The 17,977-nt window shown below is 40.2% G+C and carries 21 protein-coding genes; 5 read left to right on the forward strand and 16 right to left on the reverse strand.

Annotation, left to right across the window (positions count from 1 at the left end; translation table 11 throughout):
• The first annotated feature begins 62 nt into the window (after positions 1 to 62).
• Both A6M13_RS08640 and A6M13_RS08645 read left to right on the forward strand, forming a co-directional pair.
• Positions 63 to 758 carry an ABC transporter ATP-binding protein gene (locus tag A6M13_RS08640; RefSeq protein ID WP_066545018.1) on the forward strand — a complete coding sequence of 232 codons (696 nt, stop codon included), beginning with the start codon at positions 63 to 65 and terminating at the stop codon, positions 756 to 758.
• Positions 742 to 1,848, forward strand: a complete 1,107-nt coding sequence (locus tag A6M13_RS08645) for an ABC transporter permease (RefSeq protein WP_066545020.1) — start codon at positions 742 to 744, stop codon at positions 1,846 to 1,848. The genes A6M13_RS08640 and A6M13_RS08645 overlap by 17 nt, the downstream gene beginning before the upstream one ends.
• A gap of 39 nt (positions 1,849 to 1,887) precedes the next feature.
• On the opposite strand, the gene A6M13_RS08650 is transcribed toward A6M13_RS08645, so the two are convergent.
• On the reverse strand, positions 1,888 to 3,255 hold the full coding sequence (locus A6M13_RS08650; protein ID WP_066545022.1) for an FAD-binding oxidoreductase: 1,368 nt from the start codon (positions 3,253 to 3,255) through the stop codon (positions 1,888 to 1,890).
• Between the two features lie 220 nt (positions 3,256 to 3,475).
• On the opposite strand from A6M13_RS08650, the gene A6M13_RS08655 reads away from it, so the two are divergent.
• Positions 3,476 to 3,847, forward strand: a complete 372-nt coding sequence (locus A6M13_RS08655; protein WP_066545024.1) for a GIY-YIG nuclease family protein — start codon at positions 3,476 to 3,478, stop codon at positions 3,845 to 3,847.
• Positions 3,848 to 3,886: 39 nt separating this feature from the next.
• Here the strand turns inward: A6M13_RS08655 and A6M13_RS08660 are convergent, their stop codons facing one another.
• The 3 genes from A6M13_RS08660 to A6M13_RS08670 all read right to left on the reverse strand — a co-directional run bounded on the left by A6M13_RS08660 (position 3,887) and on the right by A6M13_RS08670 (position 7,461).
• A complete protein-coding gene (locus A6M13_RS08660) occupies positions 3,887 to 5,563 on the reverse strand; it encodes a transglutaminase domain-containing protein (protein ID WP_066545025.1) in 1,677 nt (558 codons plus the stop codon).
• A 198-nt stretch (positions 5,564 to 5,761) separates the two neighbouring features.
• Positions 5,762 to 7,204 (reverse strand): sodium/pantothenate symporter, encoded by a 1,443-nt coding sequence (panF, locus tag A6M13_RS08665; RefSeq protein ID WP_066545027.1) that lies wholly within the window; start codon positions 7,202 to 7,204, stop codon positions 5,762 to 5,764.
• The gene (locus A6M13_RS08670; RefSeq protein WP_066545029.1) at positions 7,189 to 7,461 is read right to left on the reverse strand and encodes a YhdT family protein; all 273 of its coding nucleotides are present in this window, start codon (positions 7,459 to 7,461) and stop codon (positions 7,189 to 7,191) included. Before A6M13_RS08670 ends, panF begins: the two co-directional genes overlap by 16 nt.
• Positions 7,462 to 7,656: 195 nt before the next feature.
• Here A6M13_RS08670 and A6M13_RS08675 point away from each other — a divergent pair, with 195 nt between their 5' ends.
• Complete coding sequence (locus A6M13_RS08675; protein WP_066545030.1) at positions 7,657 to 8,283, forward strand: hypothetical protein; 627 nt, start codon at positions 7,657 to 7,659, stop codon at positions 8,281 to 8,283.
• An 8-nt stretch (positions 8,284 to 8,291) separates the two neighbouring features.
• Positions 8,292 to 9,629, forward strand: coding sequence for a tetratricopeptide repeat protein (locus A6M13_RS08680; RefSeq protein WP_066545037.1), 1,338 nt, complete (start codon positions 8,292 to 8,294; stop codon positions 9,627 to 9,629).
• 182 nt (positions 9,630 to 9,811) lie between these two features.
• Here A6M13_RS08680 and A6M13_RS08685 read toward each other — a convergent pair whose 3' ends face one another.
• From A6M13_RS08685 to A6M13_RS08735, 12 genes are all read right to left on the reverse strand, one after another.
• On the reverse strand, positions 9,812 to 10,450 hold the full coding sequence (locus tag A6M13_RS08685; RefSeq protein WP_066545039.1) for a hypothetical protein: 639 nt from the start codon (positions 10,448 to 10,450) through the stop codon (positions 9,812 to 9,814).
• Positions 10,447 to 10,932 carry an ECF transporter S component gene (locus A6M13_RS08690; RefSeq protein WP_066545040.1) on the reverse strand — a complete coding sequence of 162 codons (486 nt, stop codon included), beginning with the start codon at positions 10,930 to 10,932 and terminating at the stop codon, positions 10,447 to 10,449. Before A6M13_RS08690 ends, A6M13_RS08685 begins: the two co-directional genes overlap by 4 nt.
• 4 nt (positions 10,933 to 10,936) lie before the next feature.
• Positions 10,937 to 11,323: a bifunctional adenosylcobinamide kinase/adenosylcobinamide-phosphate guanylyltransferase gene (locus A6M13_RS08695; protein WP_066545042.1), complete on the reverse strand. Its 387-nt coding sequence runs from the start codon at positions 11,321 to 11,323 to the stop codon at positions 10,937 to 10,939.
• Positions 11,263 to 11,868, reverse strand: a complete 606-nt coding sequence (locus tag A6M13_RS08700) for a histidine phosphatase family protein (protein ID WP_066545044.1) — start codon at positions 11,866 to 11,868, stop codon at positions 11,263 to 11,265. The genes A6M13_RS08695 and A6M13_RS08700 overlap by 61 nt, the downstream gene beginning before the upstream one ends.
• Complete coding sequence (cobS, locus tag A6M13_RS08705; protein WP_169817428.1) at positions 11,841 to 12,587, reverse strand: adenosylcobinamide-GDP ribazoletransferase; 747 nt, start codon at positions 12,585 to 12,587, stop codon at positions 11,841 to 11,843. The genes A6M13_RS08700 and cobS overlap by 28 nt, the downstream gene beginning before the upstream one ends.
• A complete protein-coding gene (locus tag A6M13_RS08710) occupies positions 12,569 to 13,102 on the reverse strand; it encodes a bifunctional adenosylcobinamide kinase/adenosylcobinamide-phosphate guanylyltransferase (protein WP_066545046.1) in 534 nt (177 codons plus the stop codon). The genes cobS and A6M13_RS08710 overlap by 19 nt, the downstream gene beginning before the upstream one ends.
• 182 nt (positions 13,103 to 13,284) lie before the next feature.
• Positions 13,285 to 13,449: a hypothetical protein gene (locus A6M13_RS16305; protein ID WP_169817429.1), complete on the reverse strand. Its 165-nt coding sequence runs from the start codon at positions 13,447 to 13,449 to the stop codon at positions 13,285 to 13,287.
• A 171-nt stretch (positions 13,450 to 13,620) separates the two neighbouring features.
• Positions 13,621 to 14,262 (reverse strand): lysophospholipid acyltransferase family protein, encoded by a 642-nt coding sequence (locus A6M13_RS08715; protein WP_066545047.1) that lies wholly within the window; start codon positions 14,260 to 14,262, stop codon positions 13,621 to 13,623.
• Positions 14,240 to 14,983: a hypothetical protein gene (locus tag A6M13_RS08720; protein WP_066545049.1), complete on the reverse strand. Its 744-nt coding sequence runs from the start codon at positions 14,981 to 14,983 to the stop codon at positions 14,240 to 14,242. The genes A6M13_RS08715 and A6M13_RS08720 overlap by 23 nt, the downstream gene beginning before the upstream one ends.
• A gap of 113 nt (positions 14,984 to 15,096) precedes the next feature.
• On the reverse strand, positions 15,097 to 15,804 hold the full coding sequence (locus A6M13_RS08725; protein ID WP_066545050.1) for a hypothetical protein: 708 nt from the start codon (positions 15,802 to 15,804) through the stop codon (positions 15,097 to 15,099).
• Positions 15,805 to 15,903: 99 nt separating this feature from the next.
• Positions 15,904 to 16,956 (reverse strand): 3'-5' exonuclease, encoded by a 1,053-nt coding sequence (locus tag A6M13_RS08730; RefSeq protein ID WP_169817430.1) that lies wholly within the window; start codon positions 16,954 to 16,956, stop codon positions 15,904 to 15,906.
• A 113-nt stretch (positions 16,957 to 17,069) separates the two neighbouring features.
• Entirely contained in the window at positions 17,070 to 17,699 is a 630-nt protein-coding gene (locus tag A6M13_RS08735) for a hypothetical protein (RefSeq protein WP_066545054.1), read from the reverse strand.
• Positions 17,700 to 17,977 lie beyond the last annotated feature (278 nt).

A 17,977-nucleotide genomic window follows, 5' to 3' on the forward strand; every position in this document is an offset into this window, starting at 1 on the left:
CATTAAAAACTGAAACTTCCGTCTACTTTCGCTCGTATATACACAAAAAGGAGCTGATGACGATGCATACGATTTACATTGAAGAAGGCGGCTACGAAGAAAAAACGCCTGTCATTACGGATATTCGATTTACATTACAAGAGGGTGAAATTATCGGCTTAATCGGTGGGAATGGTGCAGGAAAAAGCACAACGATTCAAGCAATGCTTGGCACATTGCCATATGTAAAAGGCGAGGTCACACTCCCAACGTTTGGGTATGTACCAGAACGCCCCATCTTATATGATTATTATACGTTAGCAGAACATATTCATTTACTGGTGCAATGCTCGGCGCAACCTGAAACGGTACAAAAACGAGCGTATGAGCTAGCGTCATTATTTAAATTGGACACACATTTTGAAGAATACCCAACAACATTTTCAAAAGGGATGCAGCAAAAAGTGATGCTCATTTTGGCATTTGCACCACGCTACTCTTTTTATATTGTTGATGAACCATTTATGGGCTTAGATCCTCAAGCCATTCGTGCGCTCATTCGCCTTCTTATAGAGCTTCGAGATGAAGGCGCGACCATTTTATTATCGACCCATGCACTCGATACAGCTGAAAAGATGTGTAATCGTTTTTTATGTTTACATAATGGGGTGTTAATTGCACAAGGTTCATTACAAGCTCTACAGCAACACCGAGATGAACCGCTTCTTGATATTTTTGACCGCGTCATTGATGAGGTGACCTATGCCTCTATTTCGTGAACGTCTAAAACGTCAGTGGCACAGTTATAAAAAATTATTTTTAAGTGTCGTTGATATCACCATTGCACTGTATGTAGCAGCATTTGGAGCTGCTGCTCTGTACTACTTTATCACTGAAACGGTAGCGAATGGACAGTACGGTTTGATACGTATCATTCCTGTTGCGTTCTATATTTGGCTAGCGTTATGTGTCGGTAGCTCCCTATATATCCGCAATTTTCATGAGCCTGCTGACCGCTTATTTACGATGCACCATTCACACTTTACAGACGTGAAACGACAAAGTCTGTATTACTCGCTAATGATCAATAGCTTTATTACCGCATTACTTGTCGCCGTTACAAGCTTTTTCACAGCCGTTGTGCATCACGAAACGCTCTGGCTCAGCGCAGCACTATTCATCTGTGTGTACGCGCTCTCCCTTTCGTTTCACATTTTGGCACTTCTATTACAACGCGCTTGGTTATTACTTTGTATACGCATAGGTATCGCGGTTGGTTTTACCTATCTGCTTCTAGTAAGTCCTCTTCTGAGCATATTGGTCAGTAGCCTTGTATTTGTGTGTGCGTTCACCTATTACAAGCGTATACTCATTCGCACAAACCGCTTTTTCACACCGTTATTGCAACAGGAGCAAACATTTGCATTTCGCTGGGAGCGACGCATTTTTATGGTCAACCCGGATTTACAGCAATATAATGAAGCACCTATTAATCAAAAGAAACCACGTGTCTTTCGAAAACGCTATAGTACAACGGTTTCAGGCGCACTTGTCGAACTGTGCTTTAAAACATTATGGCGCCGTCCTTCGTATCTCAATACGTATATACGATTTGTCATCATTGTCTTCCCAGTACTGTTTATTTTACCAACGTGGGGCAGCTATCTATTAATTATCATCTTATGGATTGGACTCTCACATTTTAGTGAATCCATGATGACAAAACTACAGCAAGAACCGATTTTCACGCTACTGCACTATGACGAGACGATGTGGTTTCAGGCCCTCACACGTGTTCGTCGTATACTGTCCGTTCCAATTCCAATTGTGTACGCCGTTATCGTCACGATTTCTTGGCTTATCAGGTAACAAAAATCCCCTTGCGTACGCGCAAAGGAATTTTCTTCATTACGCTTTTGGTACGAAATTGTGATTAAAGCGGAATGTATTGTGTGGGTCGTACTTCGTTTTAATATCAATAAGCTTGTCTTTATTTTGGCGATAAGCACGCGCTACAACAGTGTCGTCTGCTACGATACCATTAATATATGGTGTGCCATTTGACACGGTACGTAACGCTTGTTCAAGGTCGCGTAGCCATGCTTGACAAGCTTCATCTTCACCGTTCATAGCCATTGCATCTACAAGTAATACATATTTTGCGTCACGCACAGCAAAAGCCGTTGCATCACTCGCAACACGATTCACAGCACCACCTAATGACCATAATTGTATTAATGTGCTTGGAATAGGTGATGTAGTAGCGACTGAAATAAGTGCTTGCTGTGCTGCTGGTGTCAAGTCATCAAAATAAAGCGATGTACCATAACAATTAACACGCGGCGGAATCATCACATCTAGCTTCTGTTGTAACTGTAAAAATGGCATGACGCCTGATTGGTCAACAATCGGTGTTGCCAACTGACGTAATGGTTGTGTCGCCGCTTCTCCTAGCTGTACATCACCGTTATACAATGCCACGACCATAATCACCTTTTTAAAGTGTAAAAAATCCGGTAAAAACGGCGCAGGTAGTAATACAGCAACGGTCATATTAACGGCGACTGTTGCATCATCTGCTTGCGCAATAAACGCTTGTGCTCGTTCAAATACAGTTGCAGCGTCCGCAAAATCATACAATACATCGACCGCAAATACATCCGTCCCAATTGGATGCGCTTGGAATGTTAGGGATGTGACGACACCAAAATTACCACCGCCCCCTTTTAATGCCCACAGGAGGTCTGCATTTTCTTGCTCGTTCACCACTAAACATGTGCCGTCCGCTGTCACAATACGTGCTGCTACTAAATTATCGCACGTTAAAGCGTAGCGCCCACGTAAATAACCGATGCCGCCACCTAGCGCCACACCACTCACACCTGTTGTTGAAGCCGTTCCAAGTGGGACTGCTAAACCGTGCTGTTGTGTCGCAGCGTTTAATTCGCCTGCTAATACACCTGCTCCAATCGTTACGGTTTGTTTTGCTGTATCAATATCAATTTCTTTTAGCTGCTGCACATCAATGACGAAGCCTTCATCACACATTGCAAAGCCACCAATATGATGTCCACCGCTACGTATAGCGATTGGCCACTGCTGTTGCTTGGCCAGCTGAACAGCTGCAATGACATCTTGTTCAGTCACACAAACTGCAATCGCTGCAGGCGTTTTATCAATCGCACTATTCCAAATTTGTCGTTTTTCCTCATATTGCAGGTCATTCGGGTATACAATTGTACTGCTTGATGAATGTAATTGTGGTAGGTTGCTCATCGATTCACTCCATCCGTGTAAAATATTTTAACAACATTATAATAGCACAAAAAATGTTATTTAAAGTATTTATTTACCATAAATTATAGAACATTAGCGAAAAACCACTTCATAACAGCGCTAATGTTTTTTTACGACGAGCTACACATATGTCTGACTTCTCTTTTTCCAAAAGCTATGATATGATGGACTTTGATTCTAAATGAGGACGTGAAATATTTTGATTAAAATTGATTTCCCAAAACCAGACGTAGTTATTCGTCAACGTGAACAAGTAGTAAAGCCAGGTGAAATTGAAATCCCACCATACTTCGGATTTATCGACTTCCACAAAATCACACGCGAAAAAGGCGGTCTTTTCTTCTTCTACAACGAAGATAACCAATTATTATTCGTTGGTAAAGCACGTAAAGTTCGTCAACGTATTAAAAAATTCTTTGATGGTAACATCGCACCAGTAAACAATCATAAACACGAAATTCACAAAATTGAAGTGTATGAAATCGAAGACCCAATGGAACGTGAAATTTACGAAACTTACGCAATTAACACATTCCGCGCGAAATACAACACAGAAAAAGTATTTTACTAATAAAAAATCGGTCCCGGAAAAATTCCGGGACCGATTTTTTTAACGGATAACTAACGGCACTTTATACGCTGTACCGCTATTTGGCGTAATACGTAAATAGTATGTTTTATCGTCTTCAAGTATCACGTTCGGTATTACGGTCACCTCACGCCCTTCATAAGTCACCGTTGCTTGCTGAATCGTGCCATGTTCATCGACAATTTGCATCTCCACATACGGGCGTAACGCAGCTGGAATATGCTTTTTCACCCTCACTTTTATTTCTTGGTTTTGCTGTATATATGTACTGCCCTGCCAAACAATTCGCTGCTTTTTGGCACGGGCAAGCACTTTGGCGCTCCGCTTTAACTCTTTAAAACGAAACTGCTCCGTTGTTAAAATTTTTGCTTGTACTGGAAGCTCATTAAATGTTTGCTCCGCTGCTGTAACTGAGTCACTGGTGAGATGGTCACCTGCCAATGCGCGGATTTTCTCATCCCAATAAAACGCCAATCGTTTATAAGATGGTGCGAACTCATCGACGACTTGAATCGTTGACTTCACTTGTTGCTCTTCACGCTCATACACAAGCACACCGTTTTCTGCGTGGAAAGCTGTGACATTTGGCGCTAAATATTCGATGTTATTTGTTAGGATATTCCAACGTTTTAATGAGCTTGTGTCGATGTCAATATAATATAAATACACATCATTGACCCATAAGTTCGTCCCCGAAATATAAACGGGCATCTCTATTTTTTCCATTGTTGCCTTTGAAAAACGCTCAATGACACCTATTTTAGATTCAGCATAAATGTATCGCTCATCATGTGTCATCGTGTAATGACTTGTTAATACCTCATATTTCTTTTCAGTTGCTTGCGGCAAGTTTGTATCTTCACGTTCATGGTCATACGCAATGAGTGAATCTGACATCATATAATTATACGATGCTGCGCCTTTCACTGGATAGTACGGGTCAGACCATGTTGTATCTACATTTAGCCATTCCCCATCCACTTCAACTAAGTTCCATGCATGTTGCTCGACGGTGCCATCTTCATGCGTAATATAGCCGAGCACGTATTTTACATTCATGCCTAAACGCTCTAATAGTTCACCGGTCATGAGTGCATACGCTTGGCACACACCAAAGCCGTCTTTAAAAAACGCTACATGTGAATGTGGTGTTACCGTCGTATCATATGAATAACCATAATGACGCTGTACAAAATCTGTCACGTATAGCACCTTATCTAAATCCGTCGCGGCGACTTCACGAATTTGTGACGCAATGTTGTCTTCAAATGCCCATAATGCTTGAATGTCCTCATACGGTACATCGACATTCAGCTCAAATACATTCAAATACGTAATATTTTCACCATCTTCATGTTGGTCTACAAAATATGTCGTATATTCTGCTGGATATCCTGCAATCAATTCACCACTCGTTTGATACGCCATATAAAAATCATCTATCCACGTATAAAAAGCGTCGTTAATTTGCTGTTGTGATAAAGTCGCTGCATTATCAACATGCAATGTAATCGCATAATTTGTTTCAAAAATCCCTTTTTCATAATTTGTAACAATTAAATTTGTCAATTCGCCGTATCCTGTTACTTCTTTGTACGACGTGCCCTCACTATCTTGTAACGTGTCAGCCATAATGACATTTGGTGTAGCAATACACCAAATAACGATGAATATCCACAACGCAATGTGTCTTTTCACGTTCGATCACATCCTTCAATCAATTATCTTTCCCTTATTATAGGAAATTTTACATACTTTTAAAAGTATTGACCCTTATCTATTTCTCTCCTTAGCATGTTCGCTCTTTTATAGGACGCACCTGTGTCCAAAAAGTTTAACTTTTCATCAAAAAAAACACGTACTATTTGCCACTAATGCAAAATAGTACGTGTTTGTTTAAAATACTTGTTGATGCTTTGTATATTTCTGTGTTGCTAAACTAACAACGATAAAAATAAGTAGTGAGGCAACGACTGGAATCGTTACAGTATGCATCCCGAAAACATGCTGGTGGAAGCGGTCAATATAGATATATAACACTAATCCTGTTGCCATCGATGCAAACGCACCGTATTTATTTGCTTTCTTCCAGTACAATCCTAGTACAACTGACCATAAAAAGGCAGATTCCAAGCCACCAAACGCAAATAAATTCACCCAAATTAAAAACTCTGGCGGATTTAATGCAAATAACACAACCGCAATCCCAACAACCGTTGTGACAATAAAGCTCATTCGCTTAATTTCCGCATCAGGTGCGTTCGGCTTAATAAAGTTTAAATATACATCTTTTACAACTGTAGAACTTACTAAAATTAACAATGCATTAACCGTTGACATAATCGCCGCCATTGGAGCAGCTAGTACAATGCCTGCTACGATTGGTGGTAAAATTTCTAACGTTAATGTTGGCATAACTTTATCGCCAATTTCAATACCTGGCATCACAGCACGTCCGAATACGCCAATTAAATGCATACCAAACATGACAGTTGCGATACCAATTGTTCCAATTAAAATGGCACGGTGCATACCTTTAGCGTCTTTATAGCTCATCGCACGTACCGCAATTTGTGGTAAACCGATAACCCCGATACCAATTAAAATCCAAAACGTCGATACATATAGTGGCGTTAAATTACCGTCAACACCATACGGAGAAATAAAATTCGGGTCTTCTGCTACTAAATCTGCAAAAATTGCTGACACACCGCCACCTTCAATAACAACGGCTACAAGTAACACAATTGTGCCAATGACCATGACCGTGCCCTGTAGCGCATCTGTAAGTGCAACTGCCGCGAACCCGCCGATGATTACATATACTAATACAGCCACCGCAAAAATAATTAATGCACCGCGATAATTTAAGCCTGTTAATGACTCGATTAAACGCGCACCACCAACCCACTGTGCGGTCATCGCTGCAAATAAGAAAATAATAATAGCAACTGCTGATAATAAGACGATTGCATTAGATTGATAGCGTGCTTTTAAAAAGTCGATAAGCGTAATCGCTTCATACTTACGCGAAATAATCGCAAACTTTTTCCCTAAAATCATCAACACAAAATAGCCGGCCGGTAATTGTGCCATTGCAAGCAATACCCAACCTAAACCTGTATTATAGGCAACCCCAGGACCTCCAATAAAACTAGAGGCACTTCCATACGTCGCCATCATTGTCATCGCGAGCAAAAATCCGCCCATTTCGCGTCCACCTAAAAAGTAATCCGATAAAAACGAATCTGATTGGCGAACACGCATATTTGTCCAAATGCCGATACCGAAAATAATGACTAAAAATAATAATAACGGTAAAATTACTTGCCAGTGCATTCGTCGTCATCCTCCACTTCTAATGAAACTTCGGTGAAGAAAAATTTCATGACCATCCAAATGAGTGCGACCATAAAAATTGTGCCTGCAATACAACTATAAAAGAACCATGCTGGAAAACCGAACACATATGTATAGTCTGTCGGGTCACCCTGCCCTAATCCATACGCGAAACCATACCACATTGCAAAGTTAATAACGACTAAAACGATACCGATTAACGCTTCTCTGTGGGCGATTTTAAACCGTGGATCCATGATGTCACACCTTTCTGTTTCAAATTGTTTTCTTCATAGAAAGTAAATCTCCCTATTTCCAAATACTTATTGTACTTGATATTACCACTTTTGAAAATGCTTGAAAAATAAGTACATAATTATCAGAATATTAGATTTACATAAACCTGTCTAAAGTCGTATAATGAGGAAAATGATAGAAAGGGGAAATTGAATATGTGGCAACAATTACAATATATCCAATCTGTGAAGACAAGTATTTTTTTGACACCAGATATGTTATATGAGCAATTTACCGCTGCTTGCCATTCGATGCCCCATTACTTTTATTTACTGAGTGCTAAACAAAAAGAAGAAATTCATTTATTAAATGCGATTCGTGATATGTATATTGCGTTACAAAAAAACGAAGAAGCTGTTCTTGATCCAGATTTAAGCATGATTTATGTAATCCGTACAGCTTTTGTCACGGAAACGATTCATGTATCTCGTTTTAAAACATTACGCACACTTTGTCAACGACATGAGGAACTTACGCTGTTAATCGCCATTTTATTAACGTTAAAGATTTCCTTTTTATTGACAACGCTTTATGGGCGTGAACCGAACAGTAGACTCAATGAAAGTAAACGCTTTCTTGATCCATATAACACAACAGATATTTTATTTATTTATGACCAAGCGTATTTAAAACGACATGGCTACCCGAAGGAGCTTGCTAAATCACAGGCTGTCGTTGCTCAAGCGGTACGTAAAGCACTGTTCAGTCAACAAGACACGATTCAAAGCATCATGCAAAATATTACATCGCTTGCGCAAAACCATATTACTTTAGCAAAGTAGGTGAATGTATGCTGACATTCAAACAAAGTCCGAATTATCCGCAGTCATTAATACTACAAAATGAAGGTAAGTATGTAGAAGTCATGCATAACGCACAACAAAAGCTATTAAAAGCGAAGGCAAACATGCATATACGTGATTTACTCGATGCATACGTAGATTTATATGACTGTTATTTTACTGATTTATTAATCCAACCAGCGATTGAAATGTATGAAGCACATGCCGCATTATTAACTGCCAATTCTGATGCGCTTGATTATTTACAGCATTATCGGATGTCATATATCTACTATGATTCTGAGCAACAATATGATGAAGGAATTGAAGCAATGCAGAAGGCGATTTCGCTCGCCTTTGCATCTGGTCAGTATCATTTCACGGCGCTTTGTTACTGCTATACTGCTGCGCTCTATAGTCGTAAAAAGGCGTATGAACAAGCGATTCAACATGTTGAACTCGGCTTAACATTTATGTATTCGACTACAAAACCTTTACTCATACACCGCTTCCAATGTGAATTAATTGCACTGCAAATTTACATTTCAAGCGGTCGATTTGGCGAGGCCGCACAATTAATTGCACGATTTGACCAAATGGATAACTTACCAAAACATCATATGCTTTATATGCAATATTTATTTTTCCGGCTGCGCTATTATTATGAGCTGAACGACCCATTTGTAAAATCGTATCGTAAACATTTATTTGAAACGATTGAAACAGGACATGATTACACACAAGCCCTACAACTTATTCCGATGATTATGCAGAGTATCCAATCGAATAAAGCAGAGGTACACATTTGGCGGGAGTTTGAAAACTACCTTCGTGTTGTTGTGATACAGCAAGCTCCTCCTGTCCTAGCAACGTTTCAAAAAAAACATCAGCAACTATTACATGATGTACCACAAAAATTGCTCGATAAAACATCCTTTTTTGCACAGGCCAATACATTGTATGAACAAGAAAGTAAACCATTAACACTTTTGCTTGTGCATGTAACAGTACCTGAGAAAGCAAAACAAACGGCGAGCACATACGTACAATTTTATATTGTCCAACAAGCGATTGATATTTTGCTTACAACTTTTCCAAAGCAACCTTTACACTATGGACAAATCACCTATAATAAATTTGCGATTTTGTTCGATACCGATGAAACAGAACCTATCGTTAAGCCGGTACGTCAATTAAATAGCACGATTAATATTCCCGCATATAACGAACAGTATGATGTGCCATTCCACACAACATTTGTGTCAACATTAATGTCACGCACCTCGACATTTTTAGAACTGTATCATATTGCAGAAGCACGGCTCTATTATTCGCTATTCCAATAAATAAACAGACTTGGACAAAATAAAGTGTTAGGAGAAATGACGAAATTTCTCCTAACACTTTTCTGCTTTTGTCGCCGTACACTTTCGAGCAGGCTTTTCTGCGGTACGGAGGCAAACACGATGTTTGTCACATCTTCCTTGCCACATGACATGGCTTTTTCTGTCCAAAATCGATTTTCTATTTAAAACAAATAAAGCGGTACATGTAATGCCAGTGGCTCCGTTGTATACGCAAGTACGACTGTTGACGGACCACATGTGACATCCATTGGCAACGGCGCATTTGGCACTTCACCGAAAAAGCGCTGGCACTCTACCGCAATTCCTTTTGAACCTGTAGGCCAAATATGCGTAATTACACCACTTTGCCATAGCGCGTATAACTCCGCAAGCGGCGCAATTTCGTGTGGGTGTTGCAACACACTTTGTCCTACATGAGGCATGCCGATAATATAGCGATACGTGCCTTTTGTTCGCGCTGGCTGTTGTGTGCCAATCGCCGTTACGGTCAATGCAGATTGCTGCGTCGGCATATTCGTTTCGGTACTGACCGCTAACGGTGGCAATAGCTCTCCGATATCGTCAAATACACGCTGAATGCCGGCTAAATAGCCATCATATGCATCCGCACCAGCCCCGTTTCCCATTGTAATGTACTCAATTTGTCCATTTGCACATAATTGCTCTAGTACAATCACGCGCATCGTGAACGCGCTCACAATATCATATGGTGCTTGTACAGCGTCTAGCGGTTTTTCCCCAATCGCAACCGAATTATCTACAGTAATGACTAATCCACCACTAACGATGGCGTTTCTCATAGACGCACCTCATTACGCGTGAACACTTTTTGTAAAATAGGCAGTAACACCGCAACAAATACTAAGTTAATCGCAGTCGCTAACAATAATCCTGGTACACTCGCAAAGAAAAATGCCGGTGAAATAATAAAGTAAAATGGTAACGGCGATAAAATACCGTTGGCAATTAATGCCCATACCCATTTTAAAATATGCTTGCCTTTTTTATGTAAACTAGCAAATACCCACACAACGACAAACATTTCAATAGCAATTAGTGCATGTAAAGGTCCTAGTGGCATACCTGATGTTAATGCGGTTAATACATGTCCCATTCCGCCTGCAATGCCGGCAAAAGCGGCTGGTAAAAAGGCGGCACTAATAAAAGCTGGTGCGGCATCAAGTGCAGCTGTTGCACTAAATACTGGAATTTTAATCATTGCACCAATTGCACAAAGTGCCATAACCATAGCAGTTAATGTTAATAATTTTGTTTGCTTCATTAATTTATTCTCCTTTTATCGTTTGTGGAATGCCATACCAAACTTGTGTCACATTCGTTGCATGCTGAACAAGCATTTGATAAAGCCTCCCTGCACAATCTCGCTGAAATCGCTGTGTGGCATCTAACGGCACAACGCCACGCGAAATATCATTGCCAATAACAATGACGTCATACTTCGTGCACAAAGCTGTTAAAGCATTCATAATGCGGGTCGCCTCTGCCACTTCATCCTGCGCTTGCTGTATGCATTGTTCCACATGTCGAATGATGATTGTAGGCGTGTCACTTGTTGTTGGTATAAAACCGGTATGTACTGTATAATCGCCGCTTACTTGTGAAAGTGCGTAGGCAGTTTTGCCGTTATAGGCACCTCCGAATATGAAATGCATGGTCGTCCCTCCTGCCAATGTTCTAGCCGTTCCCATTCAAATTGGTACACCATTTGATGTGTCGCGGTCGCTTGTTGAAAATGTGTAGCAACACCACTTTTTACTTGCATAGCCCGAATAACACCACCATGAACAACAAATATATATGGCTGTGCTTTCGTAATAATGTCATCGAACGCATTATTTACCCGTGCCTCAAAATGCGAAAATGCTTCTCCTTGAGGTGGTGTAACCATATACGGATTGTCAATCCAAGCACGATACTGCGGGTCTTCTTGTAAATCATCATACGTTTTCATTTCGTATGCGCCAAAATCGATTTCACATAACCCTTCATGTGCGCGGTAGTCAGCATTTGGAAAGTACAGTGCCGCCGTTTCGATACAGCGCTGTCGCGTACTACCATAGACAATATGTGGCTTGTGTGAAATCGGTTCCCTCTCAATCGCCACAATTGGCTCATCTGTTTTCCCTACATACGCACGGCGTAAATTCCCTGCTGTTTTCTCATGGCGCATCATAGACACAATAACACGGCTAACCATAATAACACCTCCGATCCTGTAATATAAGCGCCAACTAAATCTCCTGACACGCCGCCAAAGTTTTTCAAACAAAAACGTTTATACAGTATCGTTATCACGAGAAATACGCTGATCATCGCAACGAAGATGAGTTCGTACAACGCGGTAGCAATGATTGTGATGCCGAAAATGACGCATGTCGTAATGGTCAGTACTCGTTTGTTGACGAGCGTGCGGAAAAATGCCGCAATGCCCGTCTCTTTCGCGAGTGGTATATAGGCAAAGCAATATACGGCTCCGATACGTGCAAGTACAGGCACAACAACTAACATCATATAGTGATTCGCTAACACTAGCTCATAAATAATCGCAAACTGTGCGAGTACAAGCGCGACTAAGCTCATCGCCCCAAAAGCACCAACACGTGGATCATCTAATATTTCAACACGTCGGGCAACATCACGATAAGAGAAAAATGCGTCGCTCATATCGACCCAGCCGTCTATATGCAAGCCACCTGTATAAAAAGCATGGAGCAATATAAAGAAAATCGCCACAAATACCGGACTAAATGTTGTATGTCCCATCGCTACGATATAGAGCGCATCTAAAATACCAATAAATAAACCGATGATTGGTAATAAGCTATACATAGCTGTCGCATTATGCACATGTAAATCGATTTGCTTTTGAATCGGTAGCACTGTAAAAAACTGTAGCGCTAACAAAAATCCTTGCATGTCGGCGCTCCTTTCCATTGATGAATATGTCCAAAAGTACAAGCATACGCCGCATCACTTTCTTGCACGAGCCATTGATGAAGTTTCCCTAAAATTTGTCGATATTGTTCCGTTTCAGCATATTTAGAAGGCACTTCATGCAAAAGCTCATTTGAAACAATAATCAACGTTTCTTTTTTATGTAGGCAAAGCTTTTTAAACTGTTCAATATAATCATGCCATGTTGTTGGATATTTATATAAAATATTGCTCACCCATGTCGTCACACATTCCAATAAAATGATGCCGTCCACATCATATAACGGCTGTAAATGATACGGCACTTCGATTGTTTGCCATTGATGCGTTGCACGATCATACTGATGCCGCTGTATACGTTGCTGCATCTCTTCATCAAACGCCACGGCCGTTGCCGCATAAATTAATGGCTGCTGGTAGCGCTCTGCTAACGACTGCGCACATGTTTCTGCAAAAGCACTTTTGCCGCTACGTACACCTCCGCTAATAAAAATCACATCATCCCTCCTTTATCCTTGTAAATTTTATCACACTTTCTAGCATTTGTTGGGACAACTCACGTGACAAATGAATAAGCTGCATAAAATTCAGTATTTTCCAAATTTCATGCAGCTTATTAGTCATATATGAAGTTGTGTCGTGCATTCATGCGCGGTGTACGTCCTCCGTAATCAATGATTTATGGTCGTTGTTGAAACTTTCGCTCGGACACTCGCCCATGTTGTAAATGTGCATGTGAAACTTTCACATAAGAGCGCTTTTCTGGATGTAAAATAAATAATAAAAACGCGGTAATACCAATCAGTACAACAAATGCAATTATCGCATACATACTAAACAACATGCTTGCCACCCCCTTTTTCTAGTCGATATTTTAGCCTGTTATGATACAGTTGCTAAAGTATATATATACCCATCCATATATTTTATAAACAAAAGCACATTTTCCATATACTTTACGTAATTTTTGCCAATAAAAAAGAGCATGTCCTAGAATAACTCTCGGACATGCCCGTTATAAAATATTATGATAGTGTGCCGTGTGCTCATAAATTGCATCGCGGCGTGTACGTTGTAATTGTTGCTGGCAAATACGCTCAAGTGTTGCAACTGTATAGTAATTGCCACTTTCCCAATCGCTATATAATGGCTCTCCTAATGTCACCCAAATTTCGCCTCTCTTTGCATCACGTTGTGTGTAATACAATGTAACCGGCACAATCGGTATATCTCGACATAATCGCGTTAATACTTCAATTGATGGTACAAGTTGAACTGGGCGTTCTTGGTGCATTAATTGCGTCGTTGGAAACAGGGCGACTGAATGTCCTTCTGTCAGTAATAAATCTGCATATTGATACGCATGTAGCGCCTCATCCACGTCGGTTAAATTTGCGCGATACACATCGCTTTCCGTTAAAATCGATGCATCATGAAGACATGTTTCATCGACTAACAGATGAAGTGCAGGCAAACAATGCTGCTTTTGCAACATCAGTAACACAGCCGCATCCCAATAATTTGTATGATGCACAAGAAAAATTGCCTCGCTTGGCATATAACTAGAACGCACATACAATTTCTCAAATTGCTGTGTTAGTGCCTGCCTTTTTTTCAGTCGAAATACCGGCCATTTATGATTGTTTTTCTCGCCCATATGTACTCCCCTTTCCAACAAGCACCATCACGATTAGCAATAACGTACTCATTATAACTTCTTGAAATAAACTATGTAACAATGCCCAAAATACAAACATGCCCCATAACGCATAATAGACAAATTGTAATTTTAGCGTCCATTTATGAACATTCGCAAACCCTGCATATTGTAAAAACACCTGTATACATAATACCCCAATTAACACCGCACTAACATAAATAAGCCATGTGCTCATCTGCAGCTGTTGCGCCCAAAATTGTAACGTGACCCCAACTGGCTGGACGATAATAACGAGTACAATCGTTAAACACGTTGCCATAACCGGTTTTATAAACGTTGGTAGCTGCCAAAGCTGAACGACTGCATGTGTCGCTGCTATCGTTAGTAGCACCATTCCGATAAACATGACCGGAACACCTTCTACAACGAATGTCCATTTCTCAGAAAACGTAAAGCTGCCAATATAGCCATTTAACGTAATGAATATGTAGAACATCATATAACTTATCCCTGCAATTGCTGCTGTGACGACACAACCAATAACACTACCGAATGTTTTTTGCATATAGCGTAGTGCCAAAAGTGCTGCTACACTGAAGAACACATCATATGCCCATGTCACACGCGCCGGTAACAAATGAAAAGCAACAACAACAAGACCGATTAAATACCAAATGAAAAAGAAACGATACAGCCATTCTTCCATAAGCTTTAGCATAAAACAAACAACCTCTTTTCTATGATCTCTCTAAAAGGTAGAACGCTCATTTCTAAACAAATGATTGCGTAAGAAAGTGCCCTGACATCATATGCAGGACACCTTATGATTGCTTAATGTAAATGTGCTGGTGGCTCATCTTCAATCGATGTAATCGGCACCGAGACAAGCTTTAACATTTGGTGTTGAATTTCTGCAGTTGTATACTCTTTTTGAAAACCACGCTTCGCTTCAAATATCAGTAACATAAGCTCTTCACCTTTTAAAAAACGTGAAAACTGCGAAACGTACTGCTCCACAAATGAAAAGATTTGCCCATGTAAGCCATCGCTATCTTCACTGCTGCAACGCACAAGCATATTATCACCGTCTCGCATAAAACAAATAAGCGGCACATCACTATTCATAATCGTATAAATCGTACGCTCCTGTTGCTGATTGTCTTGTTGTAGCTGTTCTTCCATATACGGCATAATGCCTGTAAACGCATAGTAAAAGTACGCGACATCTAAAATCGCCTCTAGCAAATATTCCGCATATTCTAAATCGACCTCTAAACGAAATTGAAAGCTTAGCCCGACATAATTCGCCAGTTTTTTCGTGAGTGCTTCTAATGCAACTAAATCGATGTTGTCCGAAAATTTTTCTGTAACTGTTAGCGGCTCGTAGCGGGATGTTTTAAACTGATGTGTTCCTTTCACAATCAAATAGCTTTGAAAAAGTACGCTCACTTCCGTTTCCCACGTACCTTCCTCTGCACCCGGACCAATAATCGTTTCAAATACTTCTAACTCATCAATCTTCACAATTGGAAATTGCATAACCCTCACTTCCTTTCGTCGATTTGTATTGTCGTTACAATCGAAATCGCTGCCTAGCTTTATCGTAACATATTCACTAATTCCTATCGACTTTGCGCCTTAGTTGCCGAAAAATTCCATATCTAAAACGCCTCGGCGATAAAACTCTTGTTGAATCGCACTTCCTGCTTCGGTTAATAGCGCCACAAGACGTTGTTGGTGCACCTCAACACTTTCCTCTTGTTTATACCATAGTTCGGCTGGCTCTACCGCATGTAAAGGACCTACACTCACTAGCTCTGTTTTCACCGTTTGTACACCATGTAGGCGACAAAGCTTCGCGAAATTACGTAAATTCATACGCGTTAGTACGACTTGCCCTTTCATCGCATTGGCAATTTTACGTAAAAATGCACCTAATTCTTCATCGCGCTGCACCGTATATACATTCTCAATATACGTTTCACCGTCTTTTTTCGTCTTTTCGACTTCATTTACTGTAAACGTCAGCTCTTTCACCATGCTTTCAACATTGGAAATCACGACACCCTCTTTATGCAAATGCCCTTCAACAAATGTCACTTCCGCATAAAAATGTGTTTCTTGTTTGATATACACTGTAAATACCCCAACAAAACGTTGTGTACGCTGACTATCAATTATTTTCTCGCCATTGCTGGCAACAAAAATTTTCATCAACGATTCGGCATCTGCTAACGCACGGTGCGCCAGACTTGCTTGTTGCTCATGTGTTTCTAATAATTTCGCTAAACTTGGCTGGTCTCGCATATTTTCAGCAATCATATACTTTTGCTGATAGTCAATAAGCGGATAAATGCATGCTGGGTCAATATTATTATCTGCACATTCATCTTCTAACATTTTGCGATCTAAATTCCCGTACGTCACTAGATGATAGTCTTTGCCACACCATGCAAAGAAACGCTGTAAACCATGAATAATCAACGGTGCTTCTTGTACTTCTTCAGATGTAATTCCTGTAAGTGCCTCAATTCCATAACTTAATCGTTTAAAATAGTACGGCTTTACAAGTTGCGTAAACTTTTCTGTCGTGCCATCTGGTCGTAGCTTGACCGCACCAATTTCAATAATATGATGCCTACCACGCAAACTCGTTGCCTCAAGGTCAACGAAAATATATGTATTCCTCATTTGCCGCACCTGCTTTTTTGTCATTTCCTCTTATTATAAAACAAATAAAAGAGCGGTGCTACCTTCATAGACGACAAAAGCCATTTCCCTGTTCAAAAACAGTGTGAAATGGCTTACTCCCAATAATGCGCCAAACTTCGACGAATTTGTTCATGGTATTGTTTAAAATAAGGATTTTTCTGATACAGTTGTAAAAACTGCTGAATGCTCGTGCGGTCAAAACAATATGTAAAACGTGATATATAAAAATCATTTAACGTACAAAGACGTTTAAACACAAGCGAGAATAAGGGAGACGGTGTTTGCTCTGCTTCTAAACAGGCCGCTAGTAAACTTGGCATAAAGAACATAAACGCTCTTGGTGACAATTCCTCATACGCTGAAGATAATAACACTTCTGTTGGACATTCTAAGTTCGTACGATACGTAAGCAATGTCGTTAAATGCTCATACTGTTCACTTTGCTCTGCAACAATTGTCGTCGGCAACATCGAAATTTTCTTCTCACTTTGTTGTAGCTGCTCTTGTAACTGGTCTCGTTCACGTAACCATTCTAGCCCGTTCGTTAAACCGACCAATTTTGCTTGCGCTGTTTGTGGCTGTTGTCGTAACACTTCAGCAATTTGTTTACGCTGCGCGCGGTTATATGTTGAAAGCTTTGTAAATTGCACAGGAAATGGAGAGTCTTTAGGCTTTTCCAATAGTTTCATTAATACGTGCTCAAGCTGTCTCGCTTCTATCATTGTACTTCACCTCGATTATCATTATTTTCATTCTCGCACAAACATCTGCAAACGTGACGACCTATTTCACAAATGAATCATTAGATATAAAAATAACTATCTCTACACATCGAAAGTTACATACCATAAACTTACATATACGCCATTTAGACTTTCTATCTAGTGCGTTTATTCACCCTAAATATGGATATGGACGTATCCATTTGTTTTTTATACCGTTTTTTGACATAACTTAGTAAGCCCGTAATCAAATAACGCATATATTCAGGCAGGCACCT

Source organism: Caryophanon tenue (assembly GCF_001700315.1).
GTDB classification, from domain to species: Bacteria; Bacillota; Bacilli; order Bacillales_A; family Planococcaceae; genus Caryophanon; species Caryophanon tenue.

What these genes read in the sequence shown, in the direction of transcription:
- A6M13_RS08675 (WP_066545030.1), top strand. Translation starts at nt 7,657, where the DNA reads ATGTGGCAACAATTACAATATATCCAATCTGTGAAGACAAGTATTTTT.
- A6M13_RS08680 (WP_066545037.1), top strand. Translation starts at nt 8,292, where the DNA reads ATGCTGACATTCAAACAAAGTCCGAATTATCCGCAGTCATTAATACTA.
- A6M13_RS08685 (WP_066545039.1), bottom strand. Translation starts at nt 10,450, where the DNA reads ATGAGAAACGCCATCGTTAGTGGTGGATTAGTCATTACTGTAGATAAT.
- cobS (WP_169817428.1), bottom strand. Translation starts at nt 12,587, where the DNA reads ATGCAAGGATTTTTGTTAGCGCTACAGTTTTTTACAGTGCTACCGATT.
- A6M13_RS08715 (WP_066545047.1), bottom strand. Translation starts at nt 14,262, where the DNA reads ATGGGCGAGAAAAACAATCATAAATGGCCGGTATTTCGACTGAAAAAA.
- A6M13_RS16305 (WP_169817429.1), bottom strand. Translation starts at nt 13,449, where the DNA reads ATGTTGTTTAGTATGTATGCGATAATTGCATTTGTTGTACTGATTGGT.
- A6M13_RS08690 (WP_066545040.1), bottom strand. Translation starts at nt 10,932, where the DNA reads ATGAAGCAAACAAAATTATTAACATTAACTGCTATGGTTATGGCACTT.
- A6M13_RS08695 (WP_066545042.1), bottom strand. Translation starts at nt 11,323, where the DNA reads ATGCATTTCATATTCGGAGGTGCCTATAACGGCAAAACTGCCTACGCA.
- A6M13_RS08735 (WP_066545054.1), bottom strand. Translation starts at nt 17,699, where the DNA reads ATGATAGAAGCGAGACAGCTTGAGCACGTATTAATGAAACTATTGGAA.
- A6M13_RS08700 (WP_066545044.1), bottom strand. Translation starts at nt 11,868, where the DNA reads ATGGTTAGCCGTGTTATTGTGTCTATGATGCGCCATGAGAAAACAGCA.
- A6M13_RS08640 (WP_066545018.1), top strand. Translation starts at nt 63, where the DNA reads ATGCATACGATTTACATTGAAGAAGGCGGCTACGAAGAAAAAACGCCT.
- A6M13_RS08725 (WP_066545050.1), bottom strand. Translation starts at nt 15,804, where the DNA reads ATGCAATTTCCAATTGTGAAGATTGATGAGTTAGAAGTATTTGAAACG.
- A6M13_RS08720 (WP_066545049.1), bottom strand. Translation starts at nt 14,983, where the DNA reads ATGCTAAAGCTTATGGAAGAATGGCTGTATCGTTTCTTTTTCATTTGG.
- A6M13_RS08645 (WP_066545020.1), top strand. Translation starts at nt 742, where the DNA reads ATGCCTCTATTTCGTGAACGTCTAAAACGTCAGTGGCACAGTTATAAA.
- A6M13_RS08670 (WP_066545029.1), bottom strand. Translation starts at nt 7,461, where the DNA reads ATGGATCCACGGTTTAAAATCGCCCACAGAGAAGCGTTAATCGGTATC.
- A6M13_RS08650 (WP_066545022.1), bottom strand. Translation starts at nt 3,255, where the DNA reads ATGAGCAACCTACCACAATTACATTCATCAAGCAGTACAATTGTATAC.
- panF (WP_066545027.1), bottom strand. Translation starts at nt 7,204, where the DNA reads ATGCACTGGCAAGTAATTTTACCGTTATTATTATTTTTAGTCATTATT.
- A6M13_RS08730 (WP_169817430.1), bottom strand. Translation starts at nt 16,956, where the DNA reads ATGAGGAATACATATATTTTCGTTGACCTTGAGGCAACGAGTTTGCGT.